This window comes from Segatella copri (genome assembly GCF_015074785.1).
GTDB lineage: Bacteria > Bacteroidota > Bacteroidia > Bacteroidales > Bacteroidaceae > Prevotella.
Window position 1 is genome coordinate 2567557 of the sequence record NZ_CP042464.1, and the last position, 17734, is coordinate 2585290.

Genomic DNA, 17734 nt, shown 5'->3' on the forward strand with positions numbered 1-17734 from the left:
CATAACAGCTTAAAGTTAACAGTTTAAAGTTAACAGTTCAAAGTTAACAGTTCAAAGCTCAAAGTTCAAAGTAAACACAGCCTTGCCCTTGCCGTTCAGCCATTTTGGCTGGGCAGAAGGTCCGTTGAGGTCGGTGGTATTCACCTTGTTTCTTACTGAAGGTATCACCTTGAAGACTGCCAGACCGGTTTGTGGCAAGGTATAGAGCAGACCATCACGACCATCACGAGGGGTATAAACACCCATGTGCTCATCGGCAGTCAGACCAGAGAAGCCGATCTTTCCTTCATCGGTCTTGAACTGCATCCACTTCACGTTGGCAAAGTAGCCTTTAAACTCTGGATAATCCCAGCTTTCGGCTGGAATCGGGTCATTATAGTCGTTCTGCCAATAGCCGTATTGCGGACCCTGTTCGCGGTTCTGCCAAACCCGGTAAGGACCATTGCCCACCCAAGCCTTGCTGCGAACCTTGCTTTCCGGATAGTCGAAAGCCATGCCCATCATATCTACTACGCCACCGAAATTGTAATGACAGGTTACAGCCACCGAACCGTCAGAAAGGAACTGCCAGTCTACCTCATCGAGTAAGCCATGCTGATATGTAGCCACCAGCTTTGCCTCCGCTTCCTTCCATTCGAAACCGGCAAAAGCGCCCTGGTCAACAAACTCGGTATAGAGTGTCTTTTTCTTCTCAGCCTCTTTATCGTCGTGATTATAGAACTGGTCCAGACTGCGGTCGCTTCTTCTGGCAGCCATGAACCGAGGTCCGTTGCTCAGCGAGATTGCCTTACTGCCAACCTCAACACCCATCAGTCTGCCATCTTTCTTGGCAAAGCGATAAGTTCTGCCACCCGCCTTCACTTCAACAGCATCAACCTGGTCAGCATAAGCAGCAGATGAAGCACTTGAAGTACTTGGAGCACTGGAATTTTTCACTCTTCGTTCTTCACTCTTCACTCCCCTGCTCCATGTCATGATTTCCTCACCTTCATGGTTCACAGCCTTGATTTCTACCGCATCAGCATTCGCCATCATCGGTATCTTCACCTGGGCTTCCTTGCCCGGAGCTACATCCGGAGAAGAGAGATTGCCCTGCTTCAATACCTTGACCTGAGTGCTGCCCATCGCTGGCATCTGCAACAGACGATAAGAGAAACGGAAATCCTTCAGATTCACGAAGTTATACTGATTAGATAAGGTGAGTTCACCTTTTTCCACATCATTCCAAGTCAACTGTACCGGGCACCATACCTCTTTAATCGTATAGTAAGAGCCTTCCTTCTCGGCATGAGGACCCACGATACCATCGGCTCCGAAGTTACCCATACAGTCTACATAATTGTTCTTGTCGGTACGCACCACACCCTGGTCCATCAGATCCCAGAGGAATCCGCCGGCACTGCGAGGGTTTGCCATCATCATGTCCCAGTAATCCTTCAGTCCTGCTCCGTGTCCGCCATCATACAGACCATGCAGGAACTCGGTAGGCATGAAGATTTCCTTCTGTCGCATATACTCCTGGGTCTCGCCATAAGAGCGGTAATGCTTGGCTTCAAAGCCGTTGCGGTTAGCCCAAGGATAGAGTACTACGCGCTTCTGCTTGTCCCAGAGAGCGAAGTCTGGTTCAAGTTCGTAGTTGAAACCACCCTCGTTACCGTTGCTCCAGAAGATGATGCTAGGATGGTTCTCATCACGGGTAATCATCTCCTTCACGAGCTGCTTGCCCACGATGGTAGGATGTGCCCAATGCCAGCCACTCAATTCACATTCTACATATAGACCGAGCGAATCGCATGCCTCCAGAAACTCAGGATCGGCAGGATAATGACTCAATCTCACGGCATTCATGTTCATGCTCTTGATGAGTTTCACATCTTCTATATTCTTCGCCTTGCTCAGCGTTCTACCGGTCTCCGGACGGAAGCTGTGACGGTTCACACCTTTGAAGATGACTTTCTGACCATTGATGTAAACGCCATCGCTGGCACGGTATTCGATGGTGCGGAAGCCGAACTTCTGACGTTCTCTGTGGAGCGTCTTGCCTGCTGCATCCTGGAGTGTGAAAACGGCAGTATAGAGATGTGGAGTCTCGGCAGTCCACTGCTTAGGGGCTTTCGCCTGGAAGTCGACATGCGCCTCATCGCTGTTTCTGGCATCAGCCACGTTCGATGCCACCACTTTTCCTTTCTCATCCAGAATCTCGGTCTTCACCTTCGCACCCTTGACGGCACGGTTCAGGTAGCAGTCTGCCATAAAATGACCATCCCCCTTGGCATCAATCGCCACACGGTCGATGTTCTGCGCAGGTTTCGCCACGATGAATACAGGACGGAAGATGCCGCCGAAGTTCCAGTAGTCAGCACGGCGCTCTGCCATGTTCACCTGACTGTTGCTACTCTCCTTGCTCACCTCCACTTCGAGTCTGTTCTTATGTTTTCCGAAGAAGATGCGGTCGCTCACATCGTAAGTAAAGCGATAGAAACCGCCCTGATGCAAACCGTTTCCCGCCTTTCTGCCGTTGATGGTTACCTTGGCATCGGTCATCACGGCTTCGAAGACGAGTTCTATCTGTTTGCCCTCCCACTCCTGTGGCAGCGTAAACTCATATTTATATTTTCCTTTTTCGTCAGCAATACCTTCCGGAGTAGCCTTTCCGTAGAATCGCATACCATACTGATAGGTACCGAATCCCTGGAGTTCCCAGCAGGAAGGCACCCCAATCTTGGTCCACTTGCCGGCATTTCTACCACCTGTGCAGTAGAAGTCCCAGTTCACCATATCATCACATCCATGTCCCGAGAGATACTGGCGCTGTGTATCAATACTAGCCTGTGCGGCAGCAGTCATCGCCATCGCCCCCAAAGCTATCATTAAAAACGTTTGTTTTAGATACATATTGTTTATTCCGTATTTGTTTATATTCATTTTGTTATTCCCCAATAAAGACTCATAAACACAGATTTTGTAACTATTTAGCAAATCGGAAATACGCCGATAAGCTGCGAAAACATATCAAAAAACATCAACTTTCGCAGATTATAGAGCTAATTCAGCCACAACTTCATCAGTTGGTCATCAATATAGTACGTGCCCAAGGAAGTAGATACCAGATGATACTCCAGCAATTTCTTGATGGCAGACTGAACGCTGCTGGCAGAGCGTAGATTATGCCGTTTTACAAAAACCGTGGAAGTAATCTGCTTGGCAATGCCATCCTTGGCTATTGCATAAAGCAATTCCTTCTGAGGGAGCGTGAGACGCGACAGGATTTCACTAAACTTGCGGTCGTTGTCCAATATCATCATGTGGATGATGGCTTCCGCCATCGCCTTGTCAGCCTTGCCCTTTACATCTGTCTGGTTGAAAGCATCATGAAACACCTTCTGCATATAATACGTATTTCCTCCGAACGTATCATAGACATCACGCACAGCCTCTTCCTCCACGTCCTTCCCAAACCTGGCAAACAAACTTTTCGCAAATTCCAAGTACTTATCGTATGGTATCACCTCCAAGTTCAGCATATCGGCACTATTGTAGAATGGATGCGCCTTTTCGGAGAACATCTTCGTAATGAGATGGCGCTCGCTACCTGAGAATATGAAGTTGGCATTGCTGCATTTCTGCACATAAGTGCGTAATATTGCTTCCATGTTCTTCTCTGGATAATAGCCAATCTGCTGGAACTCATCTATCGCCACGATACATTTCTTGTCGGCATGCTCCAAACAGGCAAATATCTCATCCAGGGTATAGAGCGGATTGGAGATATCACCTAGCGAAAGGTTAAAGGTCGGCGTGTTCGAGATGGGATCATAGCCGAAACACCCATTGATAGATTTCAATGTGTTGACCACCATCTTGAGCATCTTCTGACTGCGATGAGTCGCCTGTTCGAAAACAGCCTTACCTAGTTCGAAGGCAAACTCCTGGATGCTCGAAGTACGGAGTATGTCGATGGAAATGGCGATAAAATCATTCTTGACCATCGGCGAGTCAAGACAAAAGTCGATAAGCTTACTTTTGCCCACACGCCGTGCAGCCATCAACACAATATTTTCACCCGAAGTTACCTTTCGGATGATTCTTTCTGCCTCCACCTCTCTGTCGCAGAAGTACTCTGGCTTAATCTTGCCTGTGATAATAAAAGGATTCTCCATACTCTTTACCTAATTAAATCATTGGTTATGGCGGCAAAGATAATAAGATTTCTCGAATTATGCAAATTAAATTATGCAAATTGCATAATGCAAAACAAATAATTCGAGATAAGCTGCGAAAATATATCAAAAAACATCAACTTTCGCAGATTATAGAGCTAAAATTGTCGGAAAAGAACTTTTACGCACCTTTTCCGACAAGTTATTAATTTACCTCAAAACGGCATCCCCAAATACCTGATGCCTCATAGTATTCTCATCTTGAAATGCAGGGTATAACTGCGAGTTTTGTCGATGGAATATTTCTTCAATACACCAGGTCCGCAACTGCTGTTACCCAAGCCCAGAACGGCACAATCGAGACTGAGATAGGTGTAGCGCAGGTTAGGATTACCAGACTGCTTCAGTTCGAAATCGTGCCGGGCGGCATAGAGATCTGCCACGCTGTATGGCAAGGCTGAGAAACTCAAAGGCGTATCGCCGACTGCGATAACCTGCAGGGCATTCTTACCATTCTTGTTGGTCAGTTCGATGTATGAACAGTCCTCATGGTTGCCGTTGTCCTGCGGACGGGGATAGTGGGTAAACTGATCCTCCACGCTACTCTCGTACCATCCTATCGGACAAGACTGCTTGCGGTCAGGATAATTCTCCCAAGGTCCCCTGCCATACCATTTCAACTGATCGTAAGCCACTCTTGGCAGCTTCATCATCAGGCCCAGTCGAGGAAGTTCAGGCAGATTGCCCTCAAAACTATAGGCAGCCTTCACATCGACAAAGCCGTCCTGCTGAGGAGATACCTCTAAACGGAGACGGATATTGCCGCCAGACTTAGCCGATGCCGAAGAACCAGCCTTATCTGATGCTCCATCCTCACCATAATGATATACATACTCCCCATCCTTCAACGGGATAGCGGAAAGTGTGCTGTCGAGATGAGTCTTCTTCCAATCCTTCGCTATCCAGTTGCCGAAACTCTTGTCGTTGTCGGTTGGCGCACGGAAGAACTGAGGAATCACGGAGAAATTGCGTGCCAGCAACTCGGCAGTTGACAGAGTTGCCAAACGGCGGGAAGACTTGTATCGCTTCATGGCATCCGCAGCCAGTTTCCTGCCAGCTTCATACAAGTCATCGCTGAGGGCTATCTGCTCCCTTCCTACCTCTACACCCTGTTGGGAAGTGACAGAGAGATTCAATCGGGAATCTGTATTTTTATACGCTTTGAAGTCACGCAAGCTGCATAACTTTGCACTATCACCCGGCTGTACTGATGGCATTTTCAGTTCTCCCTCCTGAACGAGAGCACCATTTTTCGTCACCTGATACTGGCAGCTGAAGCCCTCCAGCGAGAGATGGGAATGATGATTCTTCACCCAGATTTCATCCCCTTTCTGAGTTATCCACACCGGTGCATAAGTATGCTTTACCTCCTGATACTTAGCCGATACCGAGCGGTCGGAGAAGACCACACCATTCAGACAGAAGGCTTTGAGATTAGGCTTATCACCGAAATCACCGCCATAGAGCACATGGTTGGTTCCCGGAGCATAGATGCCCTGGTCAACCCAGTCCCAGATAAAACCGCCGGCCATACGGGGATGACTGTATATCTCCTCCCAATATTCCTCGAAATTACCCAGCGCATTACCCATACAATGGGCATATTCGCTGGTAAGCACAGGACGATTATCGTTCTTTCTCATCGCAATATCCAGCAGATGCTCCCATCGGGCATTCTCCGCTCTCTCCTTGTCAGAACCTTCGGGAACACCCGGATTCAGATACTCTGCCTTTACACGGGGATAGAAACGGCTCATGACATCCACACAGGCTGGGTCGGTCTCATCAAAATCCTTCTCGCTCAGGCCCTTCGCTGGCTGATAAGGCGTCTGAGCACCTTCATAATGCACCAGTCTCGTTGGGTCGAAGGTATGAAGCCAGCCTGCCATAGCTGCATGATTGGCACCGAAACCGCTCTCGTTGCCCAAGCTCCAGAAGATGATGCTCGGATGGTTCTTGTCTCTTTCTGCCATTCTCACGGCTCTGTCCAGAAAGGCGGCATTCCAGTCGGGAGTAGAGGTGAGCGTACCACGGAGTCCGTGGGTCTCGCAATCTGCCTCGTCCATCACATAGATGCCGGCACTATCGCACAGTTCATACCAGCGGGAAACATTCGGATAATGACTGGTTCTGACGGCATTCACGTTCGCCAGCTTCATCAGCCGGATATCGCGCTGCATCATCTCCTCAGTCATCACTCGTGCCAGTTTCGGATCATGCTCATGCCGGTTCACGCCACGCAGTTTGATAGGTTTTCCGTTCACCATCAGCTGTCCGTTTTCTACCGAAACCCATCTGAATCCGATGCGCTGCTGTACCTGTTCCACCACACTTCCCTGCTTGTCGAGAAGTGCCAGTTTCAGGGTATATAAATAAGGTGTCTCAGCAGTCCAGGCATGCGGTTTCTCCACCACACCCTCCATGCGTTCGAATTTTCTTCCACCTCGCTGCGGATACCATTCGTTCATCAGGGCTGCCTTATGATTCAGGTCGAGAATTTCGTCGGCAGAAGCCTGCAGAGAAGCTTCCGGTCTGTCAGCTCCCGGCAGTTTCAGCATCACGCCTTTACCTTCTGCATCCTCCAGCCACGCCATCAGCCGGTAACCTTCTCCCTTCTCGCCTGCTGCCACCGCCAGTTGCGGATTGATCTGCAGGGTGAAATCACAGGGAGAGGATATAGCGGAAGAGAGCTGCGGCAGGGTACGGACAGCGAAATCACGGATGCGGACATTCGGAGTGGAATAGAGCCAAACATCACGGTGGATGCCGCCGAAGCGCCAGAAGTCCTGATCTTCCAGATAACTGCCGTCGCTATACTTGTAAACCTCCACGGCTATCTCGTTCTTGCCTGCCTTCAGATAAGGAGTTACATTAAATTCGCTCGGCTCCATCGAACCCTGCGAATATCCCACCTTCTCGCCGTTTACCCATACATAGAAGGCGCTCATCACGCCCTCGAAGCGCAGGAAGGTCTGACGGTCCTGCCGGAACAGCAGCGAGTTTGCCTTCAGCTGGAAGCTACGTTTATACTGTCCGGTAGGATTGCGTTCCTCGTAGGTAGTCCAGTCCTTCTTGGGTGTAGTCATCACATAAGGAGGATTGATTTTAAAGGGATAACCAGCTGATATATAGATAGGTGTACCATATCCGTTCACCTCCCAGTTGGCTGGTACCGCGAGCGATTTCCAGTCCTTGCAGCTATAGTCAGTACGATAGAAATCCACGATTCTATCCTCCGGCGTCTTCGTCCATCTGAACTTCCATTCTCCGTTGAGCGACATCTGGCTATCTCCCTTCTTTGCCTGATAAGGCATGAATGCAGCCCGTGCCGGTTCCCGGTTGATGGAAAGCACATGCTGGTCTTCCCAGTCATGGTGCTCTGCAGCGGCTGAAGCCTGAGGTGCAAGGATTGACAAAACCATCCCAGCCATCATGATCATGATTTTCCGTTTGTTCATCATATTATTTATTTTTTAAACAGTTTACCAGTTTATCGTTTTTGTCCATACAATAAAGACGCCCCACCCCATTTTTTGTAACTGAGAATGAGTACTTTTTAGATTTACCGTCGCTCGCACGCGCACACATATAAGTGTTTTTTCTCGAAAAAAGTCTCAAAGTCTCATTTTTCAGGAAATTTTTAGTTTATATATCTGATATATAAGTGTTTATAAGAATGATACTTTTCTGAAAATAGCCAGAGAAGTCTCATCGAAGTATCATAAAATAGGGAGAAGTATCATAAAAAAACGGCAAACAGCATACAAAACAAGCGAAATATCGAACGAAATGAATCAATTATGTCCACGTACGTGGTTACTCGTACCCACGTACATGGGTACGAATGACCAAAACGATGGGCATCCATGCCCAAAGCCTTGGGCAGCAATGCCCTACGTAGTTGGGCACAAATACCCAAAGGCATGGGCAAGTCTAGGCATTGTGGTTTGCAAGTCCGCTAGGTGTGGTTTAACGATTTTGGTTGACCACTTTTTATCTTATTTTATAAGACGAGTTGACTCGGTTTATACTTATTTATAAAACCAGTTGACTAGTGTTAGGGAGATCCGCAGGAACGCCTAACGGAACCCTAACGCCTAACGGACTTGCGTATCTCGATTTCATGATACTTCTCCCTGTTTTATGATACTTCCATGATACTTTTTTGTAAAGATATTAGGAAGTCTCACTTTTACAAATCACTATACATCAATACTTTACAACAATATTTCCACCAAATAATGAGACTTTGAGACTTTTTTCTCAAAAAAACTTATTACGCAAGAAAAAAAAATCTGCGCCATCTGCGTCATCTGCGTGAGATTCTTAAGTCACGCAGATTTCGCAAATGGCGCAGATTTCCTTTTATTGCACTTCCAGATAATCAAACGAAACGTTCGGAAGATCGGAGAGGATTATCTGATAGGTACCGGCATTGATCTGAGAATCGGTAGTGGTACCGATGGTCTTGAACTTGTTCGGCGTTTTAGGGAAGGTCATGTCTCTATCCAGCAGGACGATGCCCTTGCTGTCCACTATCTTCAACCTGCCTACCTGCTGCTCACCGGTGGTGTTCTTATAGCGGAAACGCAACATGTATTCGCGGGCCACACCGGGATTGATGGTCCAGGTTGAGGTCTTGCTCTTATAGCGCACAGCCGGGAACACTTCGTTGTCCTGAGGCAACAGTTCCTTCGGATATTTCTCTACCACATCCTTATCCAGGTCAGCCCAGTAAGTCTTGCTCATTCCGCTCGCAGGCTTGCTGCCCTTGAAGGCGGTATTCCACTTCTCAGCATCTCCTATCTCTCCCTTGGCAGCAATGGCGATGGCAGAGATGATAGCCTCTCCCACCTTAACTTCCGGGAAAGAAATGGTCAGCAGACCGCCCTTTACCTTGACATCTACCACCTTCTTGCAGGCTCCCGCAAAGCCAGCCTCAGCCCAAAGGTCGAGGTCATCTACTACCACGGAATCGTTGATAGCTACATCAAAGATGCGCTCGCCTTCACAATCGATACCGGTGCCCTCATGCTTGCCCAGCCAAGGCTCGGCAAAATAGAGTTCTACGCGATATTCTCCATCCGGAACAGCAAACTGATAATTCAGCGCATGACGGCCCCAACGGAAATACTGGAAGAGCTTTGCATCAGGAGCCGCAGCATGATGAGAGGCTTCAGATGATGATTTCAAGCCATGAATGCGGGAGGTGATATGTCCCTGACTCGCCGTAAACGGATTCATGCCGAAACGCTCTGCCCAGGAATGAGAATAGACACTGTCGTCCTGCTCCCATTCGCTGCCATAACTGTCTGTAACGGCATCACCGCCACAGTTCACTCTATACAGATAGGTATAACCCTCGGCTGGTTTCAGAAGATCTCTGTTGCGGTCGGCAGCTGTAGGCGTAAGCGTATCAGGCTGCACCTTAGTATAATGATTGCGATACCAGTAGAAGCCTTCTGTAGGCTGTTCCCAAGGCGTGAGAAGTCCCTTGTAATTGAACGGTCCCACCTTGTCGATACGGCGGTAAGCCTCATCCGGCTGTACTCTGCCCGGGTTCTCATGCGATACGAAGAGCCACTGGAAATGGCCGCAGACGCTATCCCTGGCACTCTCTGCCAGCATCGCCTTCTTGCTCAGAAGAGATACAAAGGCATCTTCGGTATAGGCTTTTGACAGAGCCTTTGCATCACCGGCATGCAGTTTCTCTGCATCGGAACTGCGGAAACCGAGCGTGCGCCAGGCACCATATTCACCATTCAGCAACTGGTTAGGCTGCTTCAATTCCTGATCATATTTATCGGCTGTTCCGCCGTAGGTTCCGCTCCAGTTCTGAATCACATTCCAGTCGCTTCCCTCTCCTCCATTACAGGTCGTAATGGCACGCATGGTCTGAGCGGTAGGGTCCATCTCCCGGATGATGGCAGCACATTCCTCGGTGAAATCCTTCGGCATCACACTCTCGTTCTGAATACCCCAGAGAATGACGCTAGGCGAATTGCGGCGCTCCTTGATCCAACGGCGCAGCAGACGCTTGAAGTTCTTACGGAAAGCGGATGTATCATACCAGACATGTGCCGAGAACTGACTCCAGAACAGTATGCCCTGCTCATCCAGCAACTGCTGGTAATAGAGATTATGTGGCTGATGTGCCTCACGGAAGGCATTAAAACCTGCCTGGCGCATCATCTTGACACGTGAGGCAATCTGCTCGTGAGAGAAGGCATGACTCTGACCGAAGAGATGCTCGTAATCGCAGGTTCCGTTGATGAAAACCGGACTGCCATTGAGATAGAATCTGCCGTCTTTCTTATCCATCTGGGCTGAATCGCCACGGAGCGCAGCCTGCTTCTGTCGGAGTACCGGCCAGGAGATGGTGCGGATGCCGAAAGGTGTAGTCACATCATCGATGGTCTTGCCCTCTCGCTTGATGATGCTGGAAAGGGTATAGAGATAAGGATCCGTGATACTCCACAGATGGGCATCGCTGACCTTTGCCTGATGACGGACCACCTGGGTCTCGCCTGCCTTCAGGGTAATCTTTCCAGTCTGGCGGAAAGAGGTCTTGCCGCTGCTCAGCGCCAGTTTGCTGATTACCTCGATGGTCTGCTCATGGTCGGAATAGTTCTTCACTTCGGTATCCACAAAGACGCTGTCGCATGCCTCGTTGTTCCAAACGTGTACTCCGAAAGGCTCCACCCGCACCTCATCGGTTTCGATGAGCGATACCGGACGGAAGATGCCGAAAGGCTGACTGCCTTCCGAGAATCCCCATTCTGATGAACAGCCGCCGCAAGGCCAAGGGTTATTGGTCTGCATGGCAGGATGTTCTACCTTGACATTCAATGTATTATCACCCTCACGGAGTGCATCCGAGATATCGAGCGTAAAGCTGGTTCTGCCTACCAGTTCCTTCGGATAACTCTTGCGGTTTATCTTGACCGTAGCAAAGGTTCCCACACCTTCCAACTGCAGAAAGTAGCGTTTTCCGGTCTGTTTATGAACGGAGAAATGTTTCTCGTAGGTGGCGGTACCATGCAGGTTGCCGTGCTTCAGCTGGCGGTAACCGTAATAATCGTCCAGATTACTAGGCACATTCACCCGGAAGGTTCCCATCTTCTTCGTGATGCTGTCTTCCGAAGTCTTGCCGAAGGTTACCTGCCAATCCTGATTCAGACTCACGATCTGTCGTTTTCCCTTCTTTTCAGGTGTCGGGAAAGAAACCTGCGAACGTCCCATCGGCACACTCGTAGCCACGGCGATGCCTCGCTGTCTGGCATGGTTCACGGCACAATAGAAATGGTATACCACGCCCTGCTGCTTCAGCACATAACTCTTATGGGCGAACATATCATCATAAGGTTTGGAAGGATAAACCAGGTCGGCTCCATCCCAGTCCTGCCAGTTCACCAGGTCCCGGCTTACGGCAAATGTATTGTAGGCGTTGTATTTTCTCTCCGGATTATAGGCAGAGAAATAGAACATGACATAATAATGCGGGAACTTCACGATCTGTGCATCTCCCGTAATGATGCCCGGAGCCTCATGGAAGAACACCGGATTGCCAGTCTTCCGCTTGGCTGTGCGGAGAGGCAGACGGCGCCAGGAAGTCATGTTGCTGGAGAGGGCGATACCGATACGCTCTGCCTTCAGCTGGTTGGCAGGGTTGATGCCACCGGCATTATAGAACATCACGAAAGGTTTGCCCAACGTCTTGCTCTTATCCCAGTAGACGGTGCTTTTATAATGGGTGAGTTTCTCCCACCACTGTGCACTCTTGTCGTTGATGGAGAGAACTGGCGAAGAGGATGTTTCCCAAGGATGTGCCTGGGTGATATCGCCTTTTGTAGAAGCCATACCCATATTGAGCGGCTTGCGGATGGCCTCATAGCCCGTACCTTCTCCACCGAAATAGCTCATCCAGTGGCGTCCTTTGTATTTTGCCATCTCATAAGATCCGTTCCAGGTCCAGTCTATCAGCGCCGGGTATCCTGCACGCTGGTTCATATCCCATCCCTTGTCGGCATAGCAGAGCAGGCGTCCCAGGGTTTTCCATTGCAGCAGGTCGTCGCTGGTAGCGAGCCATGTTTCATACCCTCTGCCATCCGTTCCGTCCTTGCCGTTGTATACCACATAGGTCATATACCACTTGCCGCCCTCCCTGTACACCATCGGACAGTCTATCTGGTGGTAGTTGTCCTTTGGGGCAACCACCATACCATATTTATAAGGTGTCTTTACCTCGTCGTATATCTTCTGCATCACGTTCTGGCTGATTTTCTGTGCAAAAGCGGTGATGCTGCCAAAGACAAGAAGAGATAAGAGTACAAGTCTTTTTCTTTCGATCTTCATATTTTTATTTTAGTACATATTAATTTTAAATCTTACAAATACAAAGACGTTTGGAGATAGTTTTTGTAACTAATTACATAAAGTTTATGCTATTTAGAATTATTAACCATAAAAAGTAGGAGATAAACACCTATTATTAGCATTCACCTCCTACTCGAGTATATATTAGTTAAATCTAAAAAAAATTAATAACCAGGATTCTGGTATTCAGCGCCATTATTAATACCATTTGTAAAGGTTGTTGAAATTGGACGAAGAGCATACTCTGGTTTGAAATACCTAGCCAAGTCTGGATGTGTAGCCTGTAGATATGAATTGTCCTTGAACATTCCTGTGCGCTTCAAATCATAGAAGCGGCAGTATTCACCACATAACTCACGACCACGTTCATCCAATACTGTACGAACAGAAGCAGAACCAGTGAGAGGGGTAGCCCCTGCACGTTGGCGAACCTTATTAATATAGCCCATAGCGTTAGCCCCGCCATTTAGATAGATATCAGCCTCTGCTGCAATGAGGTAAATCTCAGCCATGCGTATAATGAATGTAGCATTCAAATTTCCATTACGTTTTTTGCTGGCATTAGCAACATAATAGTTGCTGCTATTATGCTTGTTAAGAGATGGATAGAAGTAGCGGAACATGTTTTCACCTGCGCCACGCTCGGTTATCACATTCTTATTTGCATCATCATATACATCCTTATAATCTACTATTAAGTAGTTGGCTGTAACTTTCTTACTTACTTCCGCTGCATAATCTGCATCCTGAGGCATCACGATTTTGATGGCCAAGTCGCCTGTATTGAGCTTCTTGCCAACAATGGCATCTTCCTTACCAAAGTTGTTCTTTGAACTTTCGTCCCACTCATAATTCCTATTTGCGTTCCACTGAGTAGTGAAAGACTTGTGGAAACGTGGGTCTAGTGTTCCATCCTGCTGTACATATAGATTGAGCAAATACTGAGTTGGCATGAAGATACCTGCCTGACTGCCTTCCCATGTTAGACGGCTAGTCTGATTGTCTTCACGAGCACCAAACTTATTGATATTACAGAGGAACTTCTCATCGTTACGATTCAATTTGAAGTTACCATTACTAGAACCATGTCCATCGCTGCCAGCATACCAGCGATGCTTCCATAGAGCCTCCTTATTTTCTTTATTATTTTTCTCAGCAAAAACCTCCTCATACGTAGGATACATGTAAGCACCATATGTAGAGCCACCCGACTCACAGTCAGTTATCAGCTTTTTAGCTGCATCAAGCGCCTCAGGTATATACTCATCCGTAGCATACTCTTTGGTCTGCAGACAAACTTTTGCCAACATTCCAAGTGCAGCTTTTTTGGTAGGCTGTGTAGTAGTTGCGTCATTGCCTTTATCCAGCCATTCCACAGCAAACTCCAAGTCAGGAATGATAATTTCCTTATAAATCGTTAGAGGTTCTGTACGGGTAGGAGCAAAATTCATAGAGCTAGCCGGTTCTGTAATCATGGTAACCCCACCAAACTGCTCTACAGCATTGAAATAATAGATAGCACGCAAGAATCTAGCTTCTGCAACTTTGACATTTCTTTCAGCCTCAGTTTTAAAAGGGGCTTTATTTGCCAAACTGATAGCCATATTGCAACTGCCAATACCATCATAGAGAGAGTTCCAGATACCATTTGTATAGGTGGTGTTAGGTGCTGCACCTGCGAAGAACCAAAAATACTGAGTATAGGAAGTATTCTGGTTTCCTTGGTAAGTCCAGAGGTCTGTATCACCTTCTGTCAATTCCATGAAACCATCCGTACCATACAAGAAACGTTCCATACCAAAATAGCACTGATTAAGCAAAGTCTGGTATGACTCAACCGAGTTCGCTGCCATGTTCTCCATGGTAAAACCACCAGGGTTTTCTTCTTCCAAAGAGCACGAAGCTAAAGACATCGCACCAGCAGCGAGGGCTGCAGAGAACAATATATTCTTAAAATTCATCTTTTTCATTTTTCTTAATTGTTTAGAATGTGATATTTATACCAAAAACAAACTGCTTATAAGTTGGGAAAGTATCCGAGCCACCCATTTCAGGATCTGTACCTTTCAACTTACTGTCCATAGCAAAAATCCAAGGATTATAGGCAGTAAAATAGAAACGGCACTTCTCCATAAGTGCATGCTTAGAGATGCTCTTTGGAAGTGTATAACCCAATGTGATGTTCTTTATCTTGATGAAAGAACCATCATATACATTGATGGCTGTATTGCCAATCGTTTGGTCATCACCACTACCAGGGCGTGGATAATAAGCACCTTGGTTTTCTTCTGTCCAATAGTCTATACCTGAAATTTGATTTGTACCAATTCCAGACTTTGCTGTATATGAACCGAGCATTTTGCTATAGATAGTCTGACCGAAGCGTCCCATTGCATAGATAGTCAAGTCGAAGTCCTTATAGACGAAAGTATTGTTAAGACCAATAATCCAGTTAGGATTCTCATGTCCCAATACCTGACGGTCATCCTGGCTGTACTTATGCACACCTCCGTCACCATTGCCATTTTCGTCAAATTTCTCAATCGTCTCAACCTTTACCCATCCAGGTTTCACGCCATACTTATCAAGTTCTTCCTGTGAAGCATCAGTACCCCAGATACCAGCATACTTGTAATCGTATATAGCATGAATAGGTTTACCCACGAAAAGATTCTCTGAAATCAAGTCACCATTAGGTAAGCTCTCGATCTTTTCATTGCTCCAAGTTCCTGTCAATGTGGTATTCCATTTAAAGTCCTTGGTAACGATATTACGGCTGTTGATGGTGAACTCCACACCCTTGTTGCTAGTCTTGGCAATATTTTCCCAGCTAGCCAAAGGAGAGCCCCAACCTGTGCTGCCACTTGTTATAGGCATAGTACGCTTGAAGAGCAAACCACGTGTTTTAGTGGTGAAGAAATCCAAACTGCCATCAAGACGTCCTTTGAGTACAGCCATATCTATACCGAAGTTCCAATTATAAGATTTTTCCCATCCCAAAGAAGGACTACCATAGGTACCGGTATATTGAGTGAACGGCACTATGTTGCCATTTATAGTGATGCCGGCAGAAGTGTATTTATAGGCATTTGTTTGTGTTGAATAAGCACCTACGCCACCTGAATTACCTGTAATACCTGCACCCACTCTGAGTTTCAAGTTGTCAAGCCACTTTTCTGAGCTTTTCATGAAACTTTCATCTGACACGCGCCAAGCTAATGCTCCTGCAGGGAATGAATCCCATTTCTTGCCTGGAGAGAAGAATGACACACCGTCCCAGCGATTTGAGAAAGTGAAGAGGTACTTACCTTTATAGGAATAATTAAATCGCAAGGCGTATGACATTTTTTGGGTGGTTGTCAGTCCTGACTCTACACGTTGGCTATTAGCTGCCAACAAACGCCAATACTTCCATATGTCCAAATCCTGGCCACTACCATCTGCATTGGTATATTCATTAGAATTCTTCTGCCAAGAAGTAACGCCTGTAACACCAATGTTATGGTCATTAGCAATGCTGAAGTTGTATGAAAGAATATTCTCCCATGTATAACTATAACTGTCTGAGTTCTGTATCTGTGCGTGTGGCGAACCTGCATATGTAGGTCTGTTGGCATGACACAAATTGCCCCAATAAGTACCTTGGCGGCCATGACCTAACGAACCGTTAAGTTGAGTACGGTAAGACAAACCCTTGAAAGGAGTAATCTCTGCATAACCAATTGCATTGATATAAGTATAACGGTTATTATTGTCATACTGATTCTTGATATAATCGCCCATAGGAGAGTATTGGTTATTGATATACTCAGAGTTATACTCACCAAATTCATCAAAGACATCACCAAGAGGAAAAGCCCTCAATGCTCCTGTGAATGTCTTGTTGTCGCCGCGGTTACGGATGCTATAGTTGAGATTGGTCGACACACCAGCCTTAAACCAGTCAAATACCTTTTGATCGATGTTCAAACGTACAGAATATTTGTTGAGTTTCTCATTAGACAGTAATCCCTGGTCACGGTTATACACCAATGAAGCGTAAACATTTGTCTTGTCAGTTCCACCCTGGATGGAAAGTGAATATTTTTGAGTAGTAGCTTTATTATCCATAGCCTGATCTACCCAGTCTATCCATTTTCCTGCATTATAAGCATCTACATAATCCTGGTTACCACCGAAGAGGTCTGAAACGCTCGCTGGAGCTACGCCATTTTTATATTTATACGCCTCTGTATAATAATTAACCCATTCATCACCAGTCATGCCACTCTTGTACTCAGGAGAACCACTCCAACCATAGTAAGCGTCAAAATTAACCCTTGTCTTAGAACTCTTCGCTCCACGCTTGGTTGTTATAATGATGACACCATTGGCACCTGCTGAACCATAGATAGCGGTAGATGAAGCATCCTTCAATACATCGATGCTCTCTATATCGTTAGGGCTTATGTCATCATAGCTTCCAGGCAGTCCGTCGATAATAAACAAAGGACTGTTATCGCCATAGATAGAACGAGAACCGCGAAGCAAAATATTTACTCCGCCACCAACCTGACCACTGGATTTTGTAATATCAAGACCTGCGATTTTACCTTGCAAAGCCTCCATTACGTTGGAAGTAGGAGCCGCTACAACATCTTCATTCTTTACGGATACTACAGAACCTGTCAAGTCACGTTTTTTCTGTGTACCGTAACCTACAACAACCAACTCCTCAAGACCTATAGCATCAGGCTCCATCTTGATTCCCATATTTTGCTTGGCAGAAATAGTAAAAGTTTTATAACCTGTGTAACTGATTTCCAAGACTGTACCAACAGGTACATTTACAGAAAACTTGCCATCCAGGTCAGTAATGGCACCGACACCACTACCTTTCTTTTTGATGGTTACACCAATCATCGGCTCGCCAAGCTCATCAACAATAGTACCATTGATGGAGTTTGACTGCTGCACTACAGAAAGAGGTGTTTGAATTCCTCCTTGAATTTTACTTGCCATCATAGTTGTTGGAGTCAACAGGATAGTCGAAACCAACATTACCTTAGAGGTAATTCCTGAGATAGCGTCAGGATTTTTCAATTTCTTCATAATTGATTCTTTTAGGTTTGTTTTTATATTTTAATCTAACTTCATAA

Annotated in this window: 6 protein-coding genes; all 6 read right to left on the reverse strand. The window is 46.7% G+C overall.

The window, feature by feature from the left end:
- Positions 1-51 precede the first annotated feature (51 nt).
- Complete coding sequence (locus FO447_RS10795) at positions 52-2895, reverse strand: glycoside hydrolase family 2 protein (protein ID WP_200756293.1); 2844 nt, start codon at positions 2893-2895, stop codon at positions 52-54.
- A 149-nt stretch (positions 2896-3044) separates the two neighbouring features.
- Positions 3045-4160 carry an AAA family ATPase gene (locus FO447_RS10800; RefSeq protein ID WP_200756295.1) on the reverse strand — a complete coding sequence of 372 codons (1116 nt, stop codon included), beginning with the start codon at positions 4158-4160 and terminating at the stop codon, positions 3045-3047.
- Positions 4161-4405: 245 nt separating this feature from the next.
- Complete coding sequence (locus FO447_RS10805) at positions 4406-7678, reverse strand: glycoside hydrolase family 2 TIM barrel-domain containing protein (protein WP_437182708.1); 3273 nt, start codon at positions 7676-7678, stop codon at positions 4406-4408.
- Positions 7679-8585: 907 nt separating this feature from the next.
- Entirely contained in the window at positions 8586-12575 is a 3990-nt protein-coding gene (locus FO447_RS10810) for a malectin domain-containing carbohydrate-binding protein (RefSeq protein ID WP_200756297.1), read from the reverse strand.
- Positions 12576-12760: 185 nt separating this feature from the next.
- Positions 12761-14566, reverse strand: a complete 1806-nt coding sequence (locus FO447_RS10815; protein ID WP_118154183.1) for a RagB/SusD family nutrient uptake outer membrane protein — start codon at positions 14564-14566, stop codon at positions 12761-12763.
- 13 nt (positions 14567-14579) lie between these two features.
- Positions 14580-17600, reverse strand: a complete 3021-nt coding sequence (locus FO447_RS10820) for a SusC/RagA family TonB-linked outer membrane protein (RefSeq protein WP_367397175.1) — start codon at positions 17598-17600, stop codon at positions 14580-14582.
- Positions 17601-17734 lie beyond the last annotated feature (134 nt).

Bases quoted from the DNA above. Each gene is read 5' to 3' on its own strand.
- FO447_RS10795 (WP_200756293.1), bottom strand. From the start codon at position 2,895: ATGTATCTAAAACAAACGTTTTTAATGATAGCTTTGGGGGCGATGGCG.
- FO447_RS10800 (WP_200756295.1), bottom strand. From the start codon at position 4,160: ATGGAGAATCCTTTTATTATCACAGGCAAGATTAAGCCAGAGTACTTC.
- FO447_RS10805 (WP_437182708.1), bottom strand. From the start codon at position 7,678: ATGAACAAACGGAAAATCATGATCATGATGGCTGGGATGGTTTTGTCA.
- FO447_RS10810 (WP_200756297.1), bottom strand. From the start codon at position 12,575: ATGAAGATCGAAAGAAAAAGACTTGTACTCTTATCTCTTCTTGTCTTT.
- FO447_RS10815 (WP_118154183.1), bottom strand. From the start codon at position 14,566: ATGAAAAAGATGAATTTTAAGAATATATTGTTCTCTGCAGCCCTCGCT.
- FO447_RS10820 (WP_367397175.1), bottom strand. From the start codon at position 17,600: ATGATGGCAAGTAAAATTCAAGGAGGAATTCAAACACCTCTTTCTGTA.